13 protein-coding genes are annotated in these 17,774 nt (G+C 45.5%); 5 read left to right on the forward strand and 8 right to left on the reverse strand.

Annotated elements, in window-relative coordinates:
* Window positions 1-49: 49 nt before the first annotated feature.
* From JGUZn3_RS11760 to JGUZn3_RS11785, 6 genes are all read right to left on the reverse strand, one after another.
* On the reverse strand, window positions 50-460 hold the full coding sequence (locus JGUZn3_RS11760; protein ID WP_203413688.1) for a DUF3293 domain-containing protein: 411 nt from the start codon (window positions 458-460) through the stop codon (window positions 50-52).
* 41 nt (window positions 461-501) lie between these two features.
* Window positions 502-1,665, reverse strand: coding sequence for a rod shape-determining protein RodA (rodA, locus tag JGUZn3_RS11765; protein WP_238996828.1), 1,164 nt, complete (start codon window positions 1,663-1,665; stop codon window positions 502-504).
* Window positions 1,662-3,623, reverse strand: a complete 1,962-nt coding sequence (gene mrdA / locus JGUZn3_RS11770; RefSeq protein WP_238996969.1) for a penicillin-binding protein 2 — start codon at window positions 3,621-3,623, stop codon at window positions 1,662-1,664. Before mrdA ends, rodA begins: the two co-directional genes overlap by 4 nt.
* A 54-nt stretch (window positions 3,624-3,677) precedes the next feature.
* Complete coding sequence (locus JGUZn3_RS11775; RefSeq protein ID WP_203413690.1) at window positions 3,678-4,244, reverse strand: hypothetical protein; 567 nt, start codon at window positions 4,242-4,244, stop codon at window positions 3,678-3,680.
* 58 nt (window positions 4,245-4,302) lie between these two features.
* Window positions 4,303-5,223, reverse strand: coding sequence for a rod shape-determining protein MreC (gene mreC / locus JGUZn3_RS11780; protein ID WP_203413691.1), 921 nt, complete (start codon window positions 5,221-5,223; stop codon window positions 4,303-4,305).
* A gap of 139 nt (window positions 5,224-5,362) precedes the next feature.
* Entirely contained in the window at window positions 5,363-6,409 is a 1,047-nt protein-coding gene (locus JGUZn3_RS11785; protein WP_203413692.1) for a rod shape-determining protein, read from the reverse strand.
* A 532-nt stretch (window positions 6,410-6,941) separates the two neighbouring features.
* Between JGUZn3_RS11785 and JGUZn3_RS11790 the strand changes: the two genes are divergently transcribed.
* A complete protein-coding gene (locus JGUZn3_RS11790; RefSeq protein ID WP_203413693.1) occupies window positions 6,942-7,178 on the forward strand; it encodes a hypothetical protein in 237 nt (78 codons plus the stop codon).
* Between the two features lie 102 nt (window positions 7,179-7,280).
* Here JGUZn3_RS11790 and JGUZn3_RS11795 read toward each other — a convergent pair whose 3' ends face one another.
* Window positions 7,281-8,069 carry an N-acetylmuramoyl-L-alanine amidase family protein gene (locus tag JGUZn3_RS11795; RefSeq protein ID WP_238996970.1) on the reverse strand — a complete coding sequence of 263 codons (789 nt, stop codon included), beginning with the start codon at window positions 8,067-8,069 and terminating at the stop codon, window positions 7,281-7,283.
* A 1,124-nt stretch (window positions 8,070-9,193) separates the two neighbouring features.
* On the opposite strand from JGUZn3_RS11795, the gene JGUZn3_RS11800 reads away from it, so the two are divergent.
* Window positions 9,194-12,193 carry an Rne/Rng family ribonuclease gene (locus tag JGUZn3_RS11800; protein WP_203413694.1) on the forward strand — a complete coding sequence of 1,000 codons (3,000 nt, stop codon included), beginning with the start codon at window positions 9,194-9,196 and terminating at the stop codon, window positions 12,191-12,193.
* Between the two features lie 150 nt (window positions 12,194-12,343).
* On the opposite strand, the gene JGUZn3_RS11805 is transcribed toward JGUZn3_RS11800, so the two are convergent.
* Window positions 12,344-13,837 (reverse strand): ATP-binding protein, encoded by a 1,494-nt coding sequence (locus JGUZn3_RS11805; protein WP_203413695.1) that lies wholly within the window; start codon window positions 13,835-13,837, stop codon window positions 12,344-12,346.
* A gap of 225 nt (window positions 13,838-14,062) precedes the next feature.
* Between JGUZn3_RS11805 and JGUZn3_RS11810 the strand changes: the two genes are divergently transcribed.
* The 3 genes from JGUZn3_RS11810 (at window position 14,063) to JGUZn3_RS11820 (ending at window position 17,694) form a co-directional block, all read left to right on the forward strand.
* Entirely contained in the window at window positions 14,063-14,539 is a 477-nt protein-coding gene (locus tag JGUZn3_RS11810; RefSeq protein WP_203413696.1) for an Rrf2 family transcriptional regulator, read from the forward strand.
* 238 nt (window positions 14,540-14,777) lie between these two features.
* A complete protein-coding gene (aspS, locus tag JGUZn3_RS11815) occupies window positions 14,778-16,571 on the forward strand; it encodes an aspartate--tRNA ligase (protein ID WP_203413697.1) in 1,794 nt (597 codons plus the stop codon).
* Between the two features lie 202 nt (window positions 16,572-16,773).
* The gene (locus JGUZn3_RS11820) at window positions 16,774-17,694 is read left to right on the forward strand and encodes an EipB family protein (RefSeq protein WP_203413698.1); all 921 of its coding nucleotides are present in this window, start codon (window positions 16,774-16,776) and stop codon (window positions 17,692-17,694) included.
* Window positions 17,695-17,774: the final 80 nt, after the last annotated feature.

Below are 17,774 nucleotides of genomic sequence, written 5' to 3' on the forward strand. Positions count from 1 at the left end.
AGTTTTTAGTATTTTTAGGAGAGTCTACCGCCAGAAATTAACCCCTCTTTTATTCCCTACCCCAAAACACAAGACGAGATCGTCTTCCTTTCTGGAGAAGAACCACAGCATTTTGACGATATTTACGGGCTAGCTTATATAACCTTCCCCTCGGAACAGCCACCATGAATAAGGGCTCTTCCTGATTATATAAGCTGCCTATTCCGTAATAGTAAACAAAACCGGCTTTCTCCAACTCTTGCTGCAAATGTGCAAACATACGGTGGTTCCACCCTTCTGGGTGTCTCTTTCCCCCTGGGTTATAAGCACTTACCATACCCCATTCCAGAAAAGACTTTCCGTGCTCAATATTTTCCATCCCCTGAGGGATACGGTTTATTCGCGTTAATACCGGACCTGCCCTATAAAGGCTTTTGGCATAAACTTTCCTTATTTCTGAGGAGGCTGGCTTAATCCCCATAAAATAGGCTCCTTAAAAAACAAATCCTATCATCCCGCTTATTATGTTCCCTCCATTTTTATGTCCCGATGGACATAAACGGAAAAAAGCAAGCCAAAGCCGAACATAACCGTTAACAAGGCTGACCCACCGTAAGAAATAAGCGGCAAGGGAACTCCTCCTACTGGGATAGCTCCCATCACCATTGAGAGATTAACCGTACAGTAAAGAAAAAAATTAACAGAAATTCCTAAACTTAATAATCGGCCAAATCTGTTCCTGCATCTTACAGCCATAAGCATTCCTCCTATCACAACTAAAAAGAAGATAGAAACAACAGCAATACCTCCAACAAACCCCCATTCTTCCGCAATCATCGTAAAGATAAAATCTGTCTGCTTTTCCGGAAGAAAGTTCAATTGCCCTTGGGTTCCCTGCATATAGCCTTTTCCCCACATACCGCCTGAACCAAGGGCAATTTTAGACTGAATGATATTATACCCAGCTCCCAAAGGATCACTTTCAGGATTAAGGAAGGTGGTAATACGGGCCTTTTGATAATCATGAAGGTGGTTATAGGCAATTTTAGCACCATACGGTACCGGTAAAGCCAATAGGATGATTAACCACCAGCGCATGCCAGCCGCAAAAAAAACCGAGGCCCCTACCAAACCAATAATCACTGCTGTACCCAAGTTAGGCTCTTTTAATACAAGCCCCACCGGCAACAGTACTAAAATGGCAGGGATGACTAAAAAGAGCGGATTACCCATCCTTTGCCATGACACGTTTCGAAACCAGCTCGCCAATACCAAGACAAGGGTAATTTTTGCCAGTTCAGAAGGCTGTATGGCAATTCCTCCTACAACTAGCCAGCGCTCAGCCCCTTTACCCACATGGCCCATCGCCAAAACGGCCACCAACAAAATCAACGAAAGCCCATATAACGGCCAAGCCAATTTTATAAGAATACGAGGATGGAGTACAGCCATACCCACCATCACAATAAAGCCTAGCACAAAACGAATCATCTGTGGCTTGGCAAAAGACTTTGCAGATCCTCCCCCTGCTGAATAAAGAGCTATATAACCAATCGCAGCAAGGGCACAGATCAATAAAACATATAACCAGTTAACTTGTAATAATTTATGAAAAAATTGAAAATTGGGCTCTGCTAGTAACAGCCTCTTTCGAAAACGTACCATAACAGATCGACTATCCATCATGGGGCTTTTTCTTTCTTGTTGTACCCTTTTTCATCTTGGTTATTCTCATCAGAATGAGCCGATGAACCCGCTTGTGCCGCATGAGGAGTCTCTTTACTTTTTCGAAACTGGTTTTCTGACTGCTTTTTAATGGATGCTGGGTCCTTGAGCAAGGTTTCTCGCATAATATCTCGCGCCATGGGGGCTGCAACCTGAGCAGCAGCATTGCCATGTTCTATTACCACAGACAAAGCATAACGCGGCGCATCATACGGGGCATAGCAAATAAATAGGGCATGAGGGCGATATTCCCATGGCAGATTCTGAGAATTAAAATGCCCACTCTCACGCAATGCCCTAGAAACACGCCTGACCTGTGCAGAACCCGTTTTACCAGCCATTTGAATGCCTGGTAAATTCAAACGCGCCTTGGGGGCTGTTCCTCTTGCCTCATTAACAACAGCATACATTCCCTGTCTAATAACATCCAGATCTTGCACGGGGAAAGGCAGTTCTGGCCAATAGTCTGGCTTTTCCTTATCGCTCACATTCCCATCTACCGCTCTGACCAAATGGGGGTCTACTGCCCGCCCTGTGGCAATACGGGCAGCATATGTCGCCAGCTGTAAAGGGGTAACATGCACAAAGCCCTGCCCAATTCCACTAACAATTGTATCTCCTCCATTCCAATGGTGGCCATGACGTTTTCGCCATTCAGGCGTTGGAATAAGCCCGACTTGCGAGTGTGGCAACTCTATTGGCAACCGTGTCGCCAACCCTAATGCTTCAGACCCCTTCTTTATATTCTCCATCCCTGTTTTACGAGCAATCTCATAAAAATAAACGTCACACGAAAATTTTAAGGCCGCCTTTAAATCTACTGAACCATGGCCATGCTTAGCCCAGCAGTGAAAACGAGTGCCCCCTACGTCAATATATCCCCGGCAGAGCACCCGATCATGAGGGTTAATACTACCTGCCTGCAAAGCTGAAAGAGCGACCGCAGGTTTAAAGGTTGATCCCGGAGGATAAACCCCGGTAACGGCCTTATTGATAAGGGGAGTTCGTGGATCCGTTGACCATTCCTGCCACTGTGCTCGGCTTACTCCACTGTCAAAAAGGCTGGGATCAAAAGATGGGTTGCTAACCATGGCGACCACTTCACCATTTCTGCAATCCATCACCACCGCACTTGCTGCCTCTTCCCCTAGGAGATTTTTGACAGACTGCTGGAGCCGCGTATCAATGGTCAGCTCTATTTCATCGCCAGGAACACCTTCATTACGGTTAAGCTCTGCCAGTATTCTTCCAACAGAGTTCACCTCCATTTCAACACTGCCGGCTTTGCCTCTTAAAAAGGGCTCTTGGGTTTCCTCTATCCCTGCCCGGCCTATGCGCATTCCTGGCAAGGCCAAGGAGGCATCCTTGGCAACATCTTTCTCACTCGGGGGGGCAACATAGCCTACAACATGCGCCAATAAGGGACCAAACGGATAATCCCGGGTGGTTCCCACATCAATCATCACCCCGGGCAAGGTCGGAGCATTGAGCTGAATTTTGGCCATTTCGTCCCAAGTAAGAAAACTTTTGAGCATAACAGGCACATAACGCCTTTTATGCTTCATTTCCTTGGCGATACGCTCCAAATTTCGATCATCCAAATAGATCAAATCAGAAAAACGCTTAAGTGTTCCCTCAAAATCGCTGGTTTCCTCTGGCATGATTAACGCACGCCAGTTGACCTTATTGGTGGCAATTTCAATGGAAGAACGGTCTACAATACGGCCACGAGGCGGAGTGAGGTAGCGGGTACTCACCTGATTTTTCTGGGCCATTTTTTTGTATTTTTCACCTTCATACATCTGAAGGTTATATAATCGATACCCCAGTGCTCCAAAGGCTGTCGTCTGCACCCCTATCAATAGCAATGCCCGACGGGTAAAAACACTTTGACCTTTTGCAAACTGAGCAGATTCCACCCCATCGTGAAAAGAGCGGTTCTTTCTGTTTTTCCCTGCCACCCGGACCGTCCCTTATCCTAAAGTAGAAGAGATATTCCCTGTAATTCTCTTATTTACCCACAAATAACAAATACTTAAAAGAGGAAAAATCCCAACGGTCAAAACATATTGAAAAACAAGGAGAAAAATGGGCAAAAACCTTAAGGTAATGAGCGAGTTAATGGCCCACTCTATAGCAACAACCACTGCAACAATACCTGTAAACAACACCCAGCTTGCCACAAAACCAAGCTGATGCAATCTGCGAGATGCAGCCCGACCAACAGCATAAATAATAAGCAAAGAGAGAATAATAACCCCAGGCTGGTCAAAATTTAACACATCCGTTATCAAACCCAACAAAAAAACCATGATTGGGGTGAGAAATGAGGAATTATTGACCGCCCAGAAAAAAACCGAAGAATAAATACAAGCTGATAGCAACTCTTTTTGCCCCGGCAACCCCCATGGGGCAGAGAGAAAAAGAATAAAGACCAAAATCACACCAAACGGGAACCATCGCTTGATGAAAATATCCAATCTTTGCCAGATGCTATAATGCAGCTCATGAACGGGCTGCCCCTCTGGTGGGTTAATCATTGCTGTTTCTCTTTGAGCTAGCGGCTATAAATTCTGTTAAAAAAACCTTTCAGGCCAATTATCCGGCTTTATGTTCTTCTTCTGGAGATAGCAGAAAAACAGATGGTTTTCCACTCCGTCCTTTCGTAGCAGGGACAATACGCCCCGGAACTTCAGGAGGTGTTATCGCCGAGAGACCATAATCAAAAATTCTCAGAATATTCAGATGCGCCAAATCCGCGTAAGGTACCACCTCGGCTACATTCGGTTGCACGTAATGCACAGACCCAATAGGAATTCCTGCAGGTAGGTTATTAATATTATTTCCTGTAACCACCCGTTCCCCCTCAACAGGGTTATGCCCGTTACTAAAATAGGTCAAACGGGGTTGAAGACTATTATTGCCCACCATAATAGCAGAGGCACGAGAGTGCTCAAGAAAAACAGGGATCCGGCTGGTGTTATCAGAAATGAGCAATACCCGGGCCGAACGTTCCCCCACTTCGGTTACACGCCCTGCCAAACCAAACCGGTCTAAAGCAATATTGCCAGACTTTATGCTGTGTCTTTCATCGACTGAAATTAGCACAGCTTGATTATAGACACCGCCCGTTTCAGTAATAACCCGTCCTGTTACAAAGGATAAGGCTTTATCAGGAATCCAGTTAAGATTTGCCTTCAAGTCTCTATTTTCAGCAGAAAGGAGCAAAGCCACATCATACCAATGTTTCAGTTCCTCATTCTCTTTTTCAAGACGGCTATAGCGTGAATGCATGCTTGTAAAAACTGCCATAGCATGAATGGAGTGATCTAATTTTTCACGCATTCCCGTAAGGACCCCATAAACAGGGGCTACATAATCCGCTGCAGCAACCCGTACATGACGAACCATCCCTGGGCTTATAACCCCAAGCAAAACAACCAAGCACCCCATTAAAAACAGCACAGGAAAGCCCAGTTTTGATAAAGCCTGCCGAGTCTGAAGTGACAAAGGAAGCACTAGCAATCGCCCTTTCTGATGATTTTTTCTCTAACCTCTCCTGAAAAACCAGGAAGATCTCTATTCCAAAACACTTAAACTTAAAGAGCCCTGAACGATAACCAATAAAACATTACAAAACAATTAGTTCATTACACTATTAATACATACTTGTAAGCACCCCTCGTAGGCGCTGCATCTCTTCTAACGCTTGCCCCGTGCCTAAGGCTACACAAGAAAGGGCATCTTCGGCAATAATAACAGGTAAGCCAGTCTCCTGCCTTAGAACTTCATCAAAATAGCGTAGTTTGGCACCCCCCCCTGTCATAACAATTCCTTTGTCAACAATATCGGCAGCCAGTTCAGGGGGCGTATTTTCAAGAGTGACCAACACAGAATCGACAATCTGGCGAACAGATTCATTCAACGCATCAGCAATATCAGACTGGGTAAGACGAATTTCCCTAGGAATGCCATGAATGAGATCCCTACCCTTTACCTCTGCAGCGGGTTCTTCCCCAGGATTATGGTTAACCCTTGCAGCAGCACCAATATCTATCTTTATCCGCTCTGCGGTGCTTTCTCCTATCAGCAGGTTATGATAACGCCTCACGTAAGAAACAATGGCCTCATCCATCTTATCTCCAGCAACCCTTAATGAGCGAGACATAACAATCCCCCCCAAGGAAATAACAGCAACTTCCGTTGTTCCCCCGCCAATATCAACCACCATACTTCCTGAGGGCTCGGTAACGGCAATACCCGCCCCAATGGCCGCGGCCATGGGCTCTTCTATCAGCTGTACATTTCGGGCACCGGCACTTTCAGCACTTTCCTGAATCGCCCTGCGCTCTACTGCTGTAGAACCAGAAGGCACGCAAATAATAATCTGGGGGCTGGCAAAAGCCCGCCGGTTATGAACTTTTCTGATAAAATATTTTATCATCTGTTCTGCAACTTCAAAGTCTGCAATAACGCCATCTCGCAAGGGGCGGATAGCAACGATATTGCCGGGAGTACGCCCCACCATGCTTTTCGCTTCTTCCCCCACTGCGAGTACTTGTCTTTTTCCTTTAACATCAACAATGGCTACAACGGAAGGCTCGTTTAAAACGATTCCCTTACCTTTCACATAAACCAAAGTATTGGCGGTACCCAAATCAATAGCCATATCAGCTGACATAAACGCTAACAGACGCGAAAACATGAGCACCCTCACCTACGAAAACAATATCATGATGTTAAAAACCCAAACCTTATTTACTCTACCCTTTGCCCAACACTTTTTCTACGGTTTTCCAAAAATATCTTGCCTGGCACATTTCTCTTCCATCTACCTTCACCAAATACTTCTAAACACGCGCCCTTGCCCGTTACCGATAAAAATTGAAGAGATAAAAACAAAATAGCGTTTAACATGTTTTCCAAAGAATAAAAGTGCCATAATCAAAAAAAACAAAAAAATAACCATTCTCTTCAATTAACTTATTCATTGCAGAAACGTTAACTCAACAAAGCGATCATAATATACATACTCTACCAGAACAAACTTTGCAGAAATTCTATACAAAATATTACTCAATTATTAAAAACAGGCCATGGATCCCTCCCTGACTGTGGCGAAAAACCTCTTGTTTTTTTCTCGTTAGACCATTAGCTGATGTATAAACAGAGGAATGTTGTTAATTTTAGGGAAATGTCTGCTTTATTTTCGACAAAAAGACTTAATGGAGCAATTTATGAAAAGAACTATTCTTTTACGTTCAATCACCCTCCTCCTCGGCAGTAGCCTCTTTCTTGCCGCGTGTGGTGATCCATACGATCCCGGTGACCGTGCCCTTAGTGGGGGTGTTATAGGAGGGGGCGCAGGTGCTGCCATTGGCGCACTCGCTGGTGGACCAGCCATTGGTGCCGTGGCAGGTGCAGCACTAGGAGCAGGAACAGGAGCCCTTACCACACCGAACAGGAGGCGCTAGGCTCGCCCTCAACACTTACCTTAAAAAAACAATATTCCGTTTCCAACAACAGCAACGTATGTTTTACTTGCTGTTGTTTTTATATTCTAGCCCACAGAATTATTAGCCCACAAAACTATGGCTTTTACCATAAACGGATGAAAAATAATGATTGACAGCTCCGCAAAGAGCTGATGCAATAACATTCCTATAGGCTACCTGTCTTAAAGCAGCTTCATCCAAACGATTAGACATAAACCCCATTTCTACCAACACAGAGGGAATATCTGCAGATTTAAGAACAACAAACCCCGCTCGACGGTGAGGATGAGATAAAAGCCCAACGCGAGACTGAAAAGCGGAAACAACGCTATTGGCCATATATTGTGAACCCCGCCTTGTCTCATCCTTCACCAGCGAGGCTAATATAGCTTGCACCTCGGGAGTAGCAGATTGAAAACGCACATTCCCATAGCGGTCTGCGTTATTTTCGGTTGCAGCCAAAGCAGCTGACTGACTATCGGAGGCACGCCCAGAAAGCGTATACACACTAGCACCCCTTACCGAATGAGTGGGTAGCGCATCTGCATGAATAGACATAAACAGAGAGGCCTTGTGCCGATGGGCCATTTCTACACGGCCATCGAGAGGAATAAACCTATCCCCACTCCGCGACATCACGACACGATATTTTCCTGTCGCTTGAAGCTGTTGCCTTAACGCCTGGGCTGCCGCAATGGCGACATGTTTTTCGTAAGTTCCTGAAAAACCAATAGCACCTGGGTCTTTCCCCCCATGGCCTGGGTCAAGCATGACCACCGGCAAGCTGGGTTGGGCATGCCGCAGAACATGGGGCGCAGAAAGCTTTCCTCCCCCCTTAGAGGACCCTTGAGAAGCCTGTGAGGGCAAAATTAGGGAATGGGCTTTGGGACTTAAGACTTTTCTCTTGCCCTTAGAGAAGGCCTTTCCCCCTTTTAATCCCACTAGAGATATTCCAGCACCTACCAACAGCTGGCGTTTGGTCAGGCTGTTGTTTTCCAAAAACTTTCTCCTTTGCGGTTATTTAGACTCTTTTAGTAGTCTAGTAGTCATTTTTCATGTTTACTCATTCGTTACCATAAGGTTGAGACCATAAGGTTGAGCTGGTTTCATTGACTCATTTCCAAGGCGAACAACCTCGTTTATAGATACGGTAACCAGCCTTACCATCACTCTCCCTCCGAATGAGCAACCCTCTGCGAGGATCATAGAGGGTTAAGACAGCATATTTATAATTCTGGTTTAAAGATGCCACGATTTTGTTCTCTTCTCGTCTGATCGTTCTTTACACTCGCGTCTATTCACCCTCAGGGGTAAGGTTAATATTCGTAAAGTTTAAACAGAATATAGTAATTTTTCTGTAAAATTTCTATTAAATGATTGACATAAACTTTCCAATGCGCTTTTGTGCTCAGTGTGGGTTTTACTCTCTGTAAAAACAAGTCGAAAACTAATAAGCTACATTTTAAGCTTGGCAAGCATGTTAACCAGTTTCTACGTTACCAGCAACGTAAGGGCTAAAGTATCTCGGGGTTTTATTTAAAACCTATCGTCATACAGGCTGTAACAATCAAGCCATGACCCTAGCGTAGATTATGTATTTTCCTTGTTTTTTAGTTTCTGTATCATTGCCTAGGCAATAAATCCTTTCTTGCAGAAACTGCCTGTATAAAACCCATAACAGAGTAATCCTGATCCTTTAGACAGGAAATGTGAGGTAGGCAGCCTTAATTATAAACCCTTATGGTTTTTACCAATAGGAGCATATCAGCCGAACCTTCCTGATTTTCCTTGTTATAAGGCCTCTTGGTTTGCATGAAATAAAGGTTTTACACCGTAGTTTTTACCTAATTCTACAAGGTGAAATTTCGGTCCGACATTAACTTGGGTAAAAATCCATGGGCACCATGGTTTTTTACCAGATCTCTGTGCCTTTTCCCACGCTAGACATGCTGGATGCAAGGTTTGCAGAATTCTTTTGGAGCAGTTATCTTAATATGACAAAAAATATGCTAATTGACGCCACACACGCTGAAGAGACGCGCGTTGTTGTTCTTAATGGGAACAAGCTGGAAGAATACGATGTTGAAACATCGTCTAAAAAGCAATTAAAAGGAAATATCTATCTGGCAAAGGTTATTCGTGTAGAGCCTAGCCTTCAGGCAGCCTTTGTTGAATATGGTGGGAATAAGCACGGCTTTCTAGCCTTTAGCGAGATCCATCCCGACTACTACCAAATTCCCGTAGCAGACCGCGAAAAACTCCTCGCCCTTCAAAATGAAGACATCAAAAACATTCAGGATCTCGACGAACTTGATGAACCTACCTCTTCTGACAATAGCCAGCCTGAAATACGTGAGTCTCTTAAGGAAGAAGACTCCCTTCTTGAGGCCACTGACCCCAATGATTATGAAACCATAGGCGGTGAAAATGATCCCGACGAAGACCGGCTCTCTTATCGCGAGACAATCCGCTTCCTTCGGAATTACAAAATTCAAGAAGTCATCCGCCGCAGGCAAATTCTTCTGGTTCAGGTTGTCAAGGAAGAGCGTGGCAATAAAGGCGCTGCCTTAACAACCTACATCTCCCTTGCGGGCCGCTATTGTGTATTAATGCCTAATTCCCTTAAAGGCGGGGGGATTTCGCGCAAGATAACCTCCCTGCCAGATCGTAAACGGTTAAGAGATATCATTTCAGAGATTGATATCCCCCAGGGAATGGCGATGATCATCCGCACGGCAGGGGCTCAGAGGTCTCGTGCTGAAATCCACAAAGACTGTGAATATCTCCTTAAGCAATGGGATGAAATCCGCGAACAGACCATGCAGTCTATCGCCCCAACCTTGATCTATGAAGAAGCAAGCCTCATTAAAAGGGCCATTCGAGATATCTATACCCGCGATATCCATAGCATCATTATTGATGGGGAGCGGGCCTGGAAAGCCGTACGGGAATTTGCCCGCCTTATTATGCCCCAAAACACCAACCGGATCCATTTGTGGAAGGATGGCAACCAGCCGCTATTTTTACATTATAAAATAGAAGACCACCTCAACGCCATGTTCGTTCCTTCGGTGCAGTTAAAATCGGGGGGGTATATTGTTATTAACCAAACCGAAGCCCTGGTGGCTATCGATGTCAACTCCGGACGCTCCATTCGAGAACGGGGCATTGAAGAAACCGCCTTGCGCACAAACCTAGAAGCTGCTGCAGAAATTGCCCACCAGCTTAAATTACGCGACCTTGCTGGCCTTATTGTCGTCGACTTTATCGATATGGAACAGCATAAACATAATATTATGGTCGAGCGACGCCTGAAAGAAGCTCTCCGCAGTGATCGAGCCCGTATACAAGTAGGCCGGATTTCCCATTTTGGCTTGCTGGAAATGTCTCGCCAGCGCCTTCGCCCCTCTGTTTCAGAATCCTCTTTCATACCCTGCCCCCATTGTAATGGCAACGGTATTATCAGAAGTGTAGGCAGCTCTGCCCTTCATGTTCTACGCTTACTGGAAGAGGAAAGCTGTAAACATCTAGGACATGAGCTTAAGGTTCATATTAATAACGATGTTGCCCTCTATATTCTTAACCACAAAAGGAATTGGCTGGACGAAATTGAAAGCCGCCATAAAGTTAAGGTTATTATTGACTTTGATAAGAATCTCTCTCCTTCAGAGGCTAAGATTGAACGTCTTAAACTCCTGCCCCGCCAAGAGAGTGCCTCAGCTCTTCCCGTGGAACAAAGCACAGCGGCCACATCTCCTGTGCGGGTGCGAGAAATTGCCATTCAAAATAACCGCACCCCTCATGAGGAGCTCACGCCCCTAGATTCTGACCCAGCTGCTGAATCTCTTTCCCCATCTCTTGCCCCAGAGGCTGAAGAGTATTCGGAAGAAGAAAATACCCATCGGCGTAGACGCAGACGCAGACGGCGTAATAACTTCCGGGGAGAAAATAATCGGAACTATTCTTCAGATTCACAAAGAGAGGCTACCAGTCCAACGTCAGAATTTGAGGAGGCGGCACTTTCCTCTACTGTTCACGAAACTGTAGTCCCCGAACAGCAACCGGCTGCTTTGCATAATAATAATGTGAAGGAACAGGCTCCTTATACACGACCACAGCGGAGAGCACCTCGGCAAAAAGAAAGGCCTCGTCAACAGCCAAGCCAGATAGTAAACGAGCCTATTCCTTCTCCACTTTACCAGGGGCCAACTCCTGCTGAACCCTTCAACAAGTTCGATATTTTTGAAGTTATGGAACAAACAGATTCTGACTATTTTGAAAATCACGGCCCCTCAAATACCTCCCCTCCCCAGGGCTTGGAGGAAGGGGGTGTTTATCGGGAAGATCAGAACGTTATTTCCGGTCAAGCTGCAGAAGTGCCAGCCTCTCCTTCCAACAGAAGACGGACAACCAGAAGGCGAAAACCAACAACACTTCCCTTATCCACTCAACAATCACCAGAGCCAGGCCAGGAAGTGACTATAGCCGCTTTTATCGAGGAAGAACCTACCCCTACCCTGGCGCCAAAGCCAAAGAATGTAAAGAAAGCTTCTTCCCCCCGGCGGAAAAAAACTTCTGATAGCGATGATCTGTCATCGGAAAATTCAGATCCTCTAGGTGAAGAAAACCAACAAGAAAAGGCTGCACCGAAGAAAACACCCACAAAAAGGCAAAGCAAAGCGACGATAACCAAAGCCAAACAGGCTTCTAAAGGTGATCTTTCTGCAAACGAGGAAGAAAGAGCCCCTGAAGAGAAAGCGCTTGAAGAAAGTCCCACACGTGCTTCCCGAAGTCGCAAAAGGACAACCACGCCTGCAACCTCCAAAACGGCTTCCTCACGGAGAAGCACAACAGCCAAAGACGTTAAAAATCCTAAAAAGCTCTCCCCTGAAAAACCCTCCACGGAATCCCAAGAAGAGCCTGCTATTAAACCCATTATTATTGAAGATCGTGCGCCAGATTCACCGAAGAAAAAAGGGTGGTGGAGCCGGTAAGTTTCTTAACCAAATTTCATTGGCTTAACGTCTCATTACATCACATTTTACCCTCTGGTACAAATAATCCTGTGCCAGAGGGTAAAAGCCATAGGGTAAAATTTTATAAAAATACTGGCTAGTCTACGTGTTTACATCGTCGCTAAATGGTTAACCCTTCGCTAGAAGAGCGGTCTCCCAATTTGTACCAGGAATAGCTATTTTTTCCTTACGCCCCTGCTCTTCATAGCAAATGACAATAAAGTTTTTTTCTTCCAAATATTCAATCTGGCGGCGAGCCCGCGCTAAAGAGGCCGTCCCGTAGATGTAAGCCACCTGTTTTTCTGTGGGAGCAGGCTGTTTTCTTATCGCTGTGCAGGCAATAAGTAAAAACACACCTTGGATATCATCCGGTAATTCTTTGGCCATAGACTGCGCCGTTAACCAGTCGGAATCTTGTAGAAAAGCAGAGTCTGTCTTTGTATTGGCGAGCACCACCAACCCTCTCAGTTCTGCAATGGAAAGACCTTGCTTCCCTAGGCCTGCAACACGCCATTTTTGGCTGAAAGCCTGATAGATTTCCGCCAGAGGCAGGCTGTCCCTTCCGACCCTTTCCGCCAATACGGCATAGACAATCTCTAGGGCTTTTTCCAGACGTTCATCCGCATTCATGGTCGGTTCGCACAAACCGGAATCTTGCTCCATCCTTTCAGCTTGCTGAATATAGGCATCTAACAGGGCAGTACTTTCAGCAACGGAAACAGGGCGTTTTTCCACTCTTTGGGGAAGCTCTGTCGCCTGCAAATCCATCAATACCAGGTTTTCTGCCTGCTCAATGCTAGGCAGGGGGGTAAACTGCATCACTTGGACTTCCCCAGACCGTGAAGCTGTTTCAACCGCTCCTATTTTTACAGGAAGGGGTTTACGAGAAATAGCAGGCCCCAGAGCAATAAAGTGGCCTCTCTCAAGATCACGAAAAGCTTCTGCTTGCCGGCGTTCCATTCCTAATAAATCAGAGGCGCGCAACATATCAATATCTAAGAAAGTCCTTCCCATCAGGAAATTAGAGGCTTCAGCAGCAACATTTTTGGCAAGTTTTGCCAACCGTTGGGTGGCAATCACCCCTGCTAGTCCTCGTTTACGGCCCCGACACATGAGGTTTGTCATCGCTGATAGTGAAGCCCTGCGCGCTTCTTCCGAGTAATCCCCACCACCGGCAGGGGCAAAAAGCTGGGCCTCATCCACCACCACCAACACCGGAAACCAATAAGAGCGAGGAGCATCAAACAAACCGCTTAAAAAAGCAGCGGCACTTCTCAATTGGCCATCTATCTCTACATTTTCCATATTGAGAATGGCTGAAACACGGTGCTGACGTACCCTCTCAGCCGCCTGATAAAGCTGGGCGAGTGTATAATCGGCCGCATCCAGGGCAAGATGGTTATATTTTCCCGCCAGGGTAGAGAAATCCCCTTCTGGATCTATTATAATCTGCTGGACATGGCTTGCCGACTGTTCCAGAAGACGGCGCAACAAATGCGATTTTCCCGAACCAGAATTGCCTTGCACCAACAGGCGTGTGGCCAGAAGCTCAACCAAATCCACAGAGACGGGAACCGTCCTCCCCTGTTCTAGGCGTGTTCCCAATTCAATATCACTTGTCATGAATATTCGATACAAACAACGGCTGCATTTTGCAAGTTACCTGGGAAAAAGATCTGTAAAACATATAACTATAAAACATCTTATTCTTGTTTTTGTTTTTTTATTTCCATATTAATAACCATTACCCTATAAATATCGGCAATAGTAAAAATCGCGTTAACACCCTTCCGCCAAGATTTCTCCCTCAGAGGTCTAAGTGTTTTTTGAAAGCAACATCATAATATCATGCAACTGACACGCTATACAGATTATGCCCTCCGGGTGCTGATGTATCTTGGGACATCAGACGACAGGCTTGCATCTATCCATGAGATAGCCATTGTCTACAACATTTCGCAAAACCATCTCATGAAAGTTGTTCATGATCTAGGAAAAAAAGGCTATGTAGAAACCTTACGGGGCAGGAATGGGGGCCTTCGCCTGGCAAAAAAACCTTCTGAAATCAATATTGGCCAGGTGATAAGGGAAACAGAAGACAATTTTCAGCTCGTCAAGTGCTCAAGCTGCATCATTATTACTAAATGTACACTCATCAGTGCATTGGATTTAGCACTGCACGCCTTTTTGGAAGTATTAGACAGATATACCCTTGCCGATATCCTTGCCGAACCAGAAGGACTTAAAAAAATCTTCTCCCATTCCATTCAAGTCACAGGGCTTAAACAACGTAAAACTCTCTCTGAAGCAAAGGCTGAAGCCTAACCTTATTCCCATTAGCCCACGCAAGCAAAAGTTATCATCTTCACCCTTTTGCTCTTTACAGTGTTAAACAGGCTTTAATAGCCTTTATACAATCTGTATACTTTATAGTCTGTATACTTATAGCAATGTGGTTTATTTTCAGCAAAATATGAATATTACCCTGAAAGGCTTTTCTATTTTCTTATGTAATGCTAATAATCCTGCCTTTCTGGATCTCCGTAAAACAGGATAACCTTTTATGCACCTCTATCGCACTCACCTCTGCGCAGATTTGCGCGCAACCCATGCTGGTGAAACTGTACGCCTTTCAGGCTGGATCCATAGCAAACGTGACCATGGTGGGCTTCTCTTTATAGATTTGCGAGATGATTCGGGGCTAACCCAAATCGTTATTCCTGCGGAATCTCCCCTGCTGGCAAACGTGGAACATCTACGAGTCGAGTCCGTGTTAACGATAACGGGCAAGGTCGTGTTAAGGGATAAAGAGACAATTAATCCACGCCTACCCACAGGGGAAATCGAAGTCCAGGCCCAAGACATCACCATACAGTCTGCTGCTGCTGTTCTTCCCTTCCAAGTTGCAGGCCAGGAGCATTACCCTGAAGAGTTACGCCTCAAATATCGGTATCTTGATTTAAGACGAGAGAAATTACATCACAATATTCTTCTTCGCTCTAAGGTGATTGCAAGCCTTAGGCACTCTATGACGGAGCAGGGTTTCGTAGAGTTCCAAACCCCTATTCTTACGGCATCTTCCCCTGAAGGAGCCCGAGATTTCCTGGTTCCTGCTCGTCTTCATCCTGGGAAATTCTACGCCCTTCCCCAAGCACCCCAGCAATTTAAACAGCTTGCCATGATTGCAGGTTTTGACCGTTATTTTCAAATTGCCCCTTGTTTTCGAGATGAGGCTTCGCGTGCCGATCGTTCCCCTGGGGAATTCTATCAGCTCGACTTTGAAATGGCCTTCGCAACCCAGGAAGATGTTTTTGCAACCCTTGAGCCCGTGCTGGAAAAAATTTTCAAAGAATATGGAAACAATCGCACGGTCAGTCCTACACCTTTTGAGCGCATTCCCTACCACACGGCTATGAAGGTTTATGGTTCTGACAAACCCGACCTTCGTAACCCTCTTAAGCTCACCAACGTCACGGAAAGTTTTGCCAATTCTGGGTTTGGCCTCTTTGCCAAAATTGCTGCTAGTGGAGGAGAAATCCGTGCTATTCCTGCTCCTGGCGCTGCAGCAAAGCCCCGTTCTTTCTTTGATAAGCTCAATAGCTGGGCCCGCGAAGAAGGAGCTGGCGGGTTAGGCTACATTACTTTTGAGGAGGATGGCCCCAAAGGCCCCATAGCCAAAAACCTTGAAGCTGACCGTGTTGAACAAATTCGCACAGTCTGTCACCTCAATACCGGAGATGCCGTCTTCTTTGTTGGTGGAAAAGGGGATGACATGGTGAAATTCTCAGGGCTGGTCAGAACCAAAATTGCCCAAGAACTTGACCTGATCGAGAAAAACGCCTTTCGCTTTTGCTGGATTGTTGATTTTCCTATGTATGAGCGTAATGAAGAAACAGGGGAAATCGATTTTTCCCATAACCCTTTTTCTATGCCTCAAGGGGGTCTCGAAGCCTTAGAAACGTTAGATCCCTTACAGGTTAAAGCCTACCAATATGATATTGTTTGTAATGGGATTGAGCTTTCCTCTGGCGCAATCCGGAACCACAAGCCTGAAATTATGGTAAAAGCTTTCGAAATTGCAGGCTACACCCAAAAGGATGTTGAAGAACGTTTTGGGGGAATGTTTCACGCTTTTTCTTATGGTGCCCCCCCTCATGGTGGAGCAGCCCCTGGGGTTGACCGCATAGTCATGCTCCTCGCCGATGAACCCAATATTCGTGAAGTCATTCTTTTCCCGCTCAACCAGCAAGGGGAAGACCTGATGATGGGAGCACCTGCCGAAGTCACACCGCAGCGCCTTAAAGAACTTTTCCTAGCCCTGGATCTCCCAAAACCCAAAACCACAAAATCATTCTAAATCCCATCAGAATCCGCTCAAAAAAGGGGGAAGTTTTTTGCCTCCTTTTTTCTTTATAAAGGCGAAATCAAGACGAATGACTCTAAACAGAAGAAAACCCTTTTCCCCTTTGGTCGTTTGAGTTTTGAAAATGGGTCTAGCTTCTCAAAGGCTTTTTTCTTCCCGCTGAAAAATAGCAGATTTAGAGTAAAGGGAGAAAATAATGGCGTGTTCTTCTTCAAGATTTACCCTTTTTAAAAGGGTAGAACTGATTACAGTCTTTTTTTATATATTTTATTCATTTTCGCAAAAAAGGCTTTTCAGATTTTCTCACCTCTTACCTGCGCTGACCACAATATTTTTTCTCCAAGCTGCTTCTTCCACCTTTGCGGATGAGCTACTCCCCCATAAGGCAGAATATACGCTGGAACTTATTTCAGTTTCTGACGGTAATATCGTTAATGCACAAGGCAAACTCTCCTATACCCTTTTTGACGCCTGTGATGCTTGGGCTTCCGAACAACAGCTGCTTTTGCTGACTTCTGTTCGTACCGGACAGTTTCACTATACTCTTTCTAACGCAACGAATTGGGAAAAAAAGGACGGTCGCTTTTTTTCCTTCATTTTTCTTCATAAACAAAATGGCCTTATCATTTCCAAGCTGGCGGGTCGTTCCACTATGGGGCCAAAAGGAGGAAAAACCGTATTCTCCTTCCCACAAGGCCTATCAATCCCTCTTCCTGCAGGCACATTATTTCCACTGGCCTATACCCACGCCCTCCTGAAAGAAAGAAATACCAAACCTGCCCCCACCCACAGGTTGCTATTTGATGGAACAACACCTTCCAGTGCCATTGAAACCTATGTTCTTTCCCTACCGGCCCGACAATCCGAGCAAGCCGTATCAACCACCCCTATTCACCACGCCGCATTCTCCAAGCCTGCCCCACAACCAGTTGATATTTCCTTCTTTCCTGCTTCACCAGCTTCCCTTATGCCAGATTATGAGACAATCATACACTACACCGCCAATGGAATTGCCAAATATATGGAAATGACTTTTGGAACTTTTCGCATGCGCGCCACCCTTACCAAACTGGAAATCGCCAAAGAAGCATCCTGCCCACAAAAAAAGCACAGCTAAGCTTGAAGAAAAAATAAAGGCCTGTGAAAAAATAAAGGCCTGTGAAAAAATAAAGACCAGCTTGTAGAAATCTCTGGACA

Source organism: Entomobacter blattae (assembly GCF_014672835.1).
In the GTDB taxonomy this organism is placed as follows: Bacteria; Pseudomonadota; Alphaproteobacteria; order Acetobacterales; family Acetobacteraceae; genus Entomobacter; species Entomobacter blattae.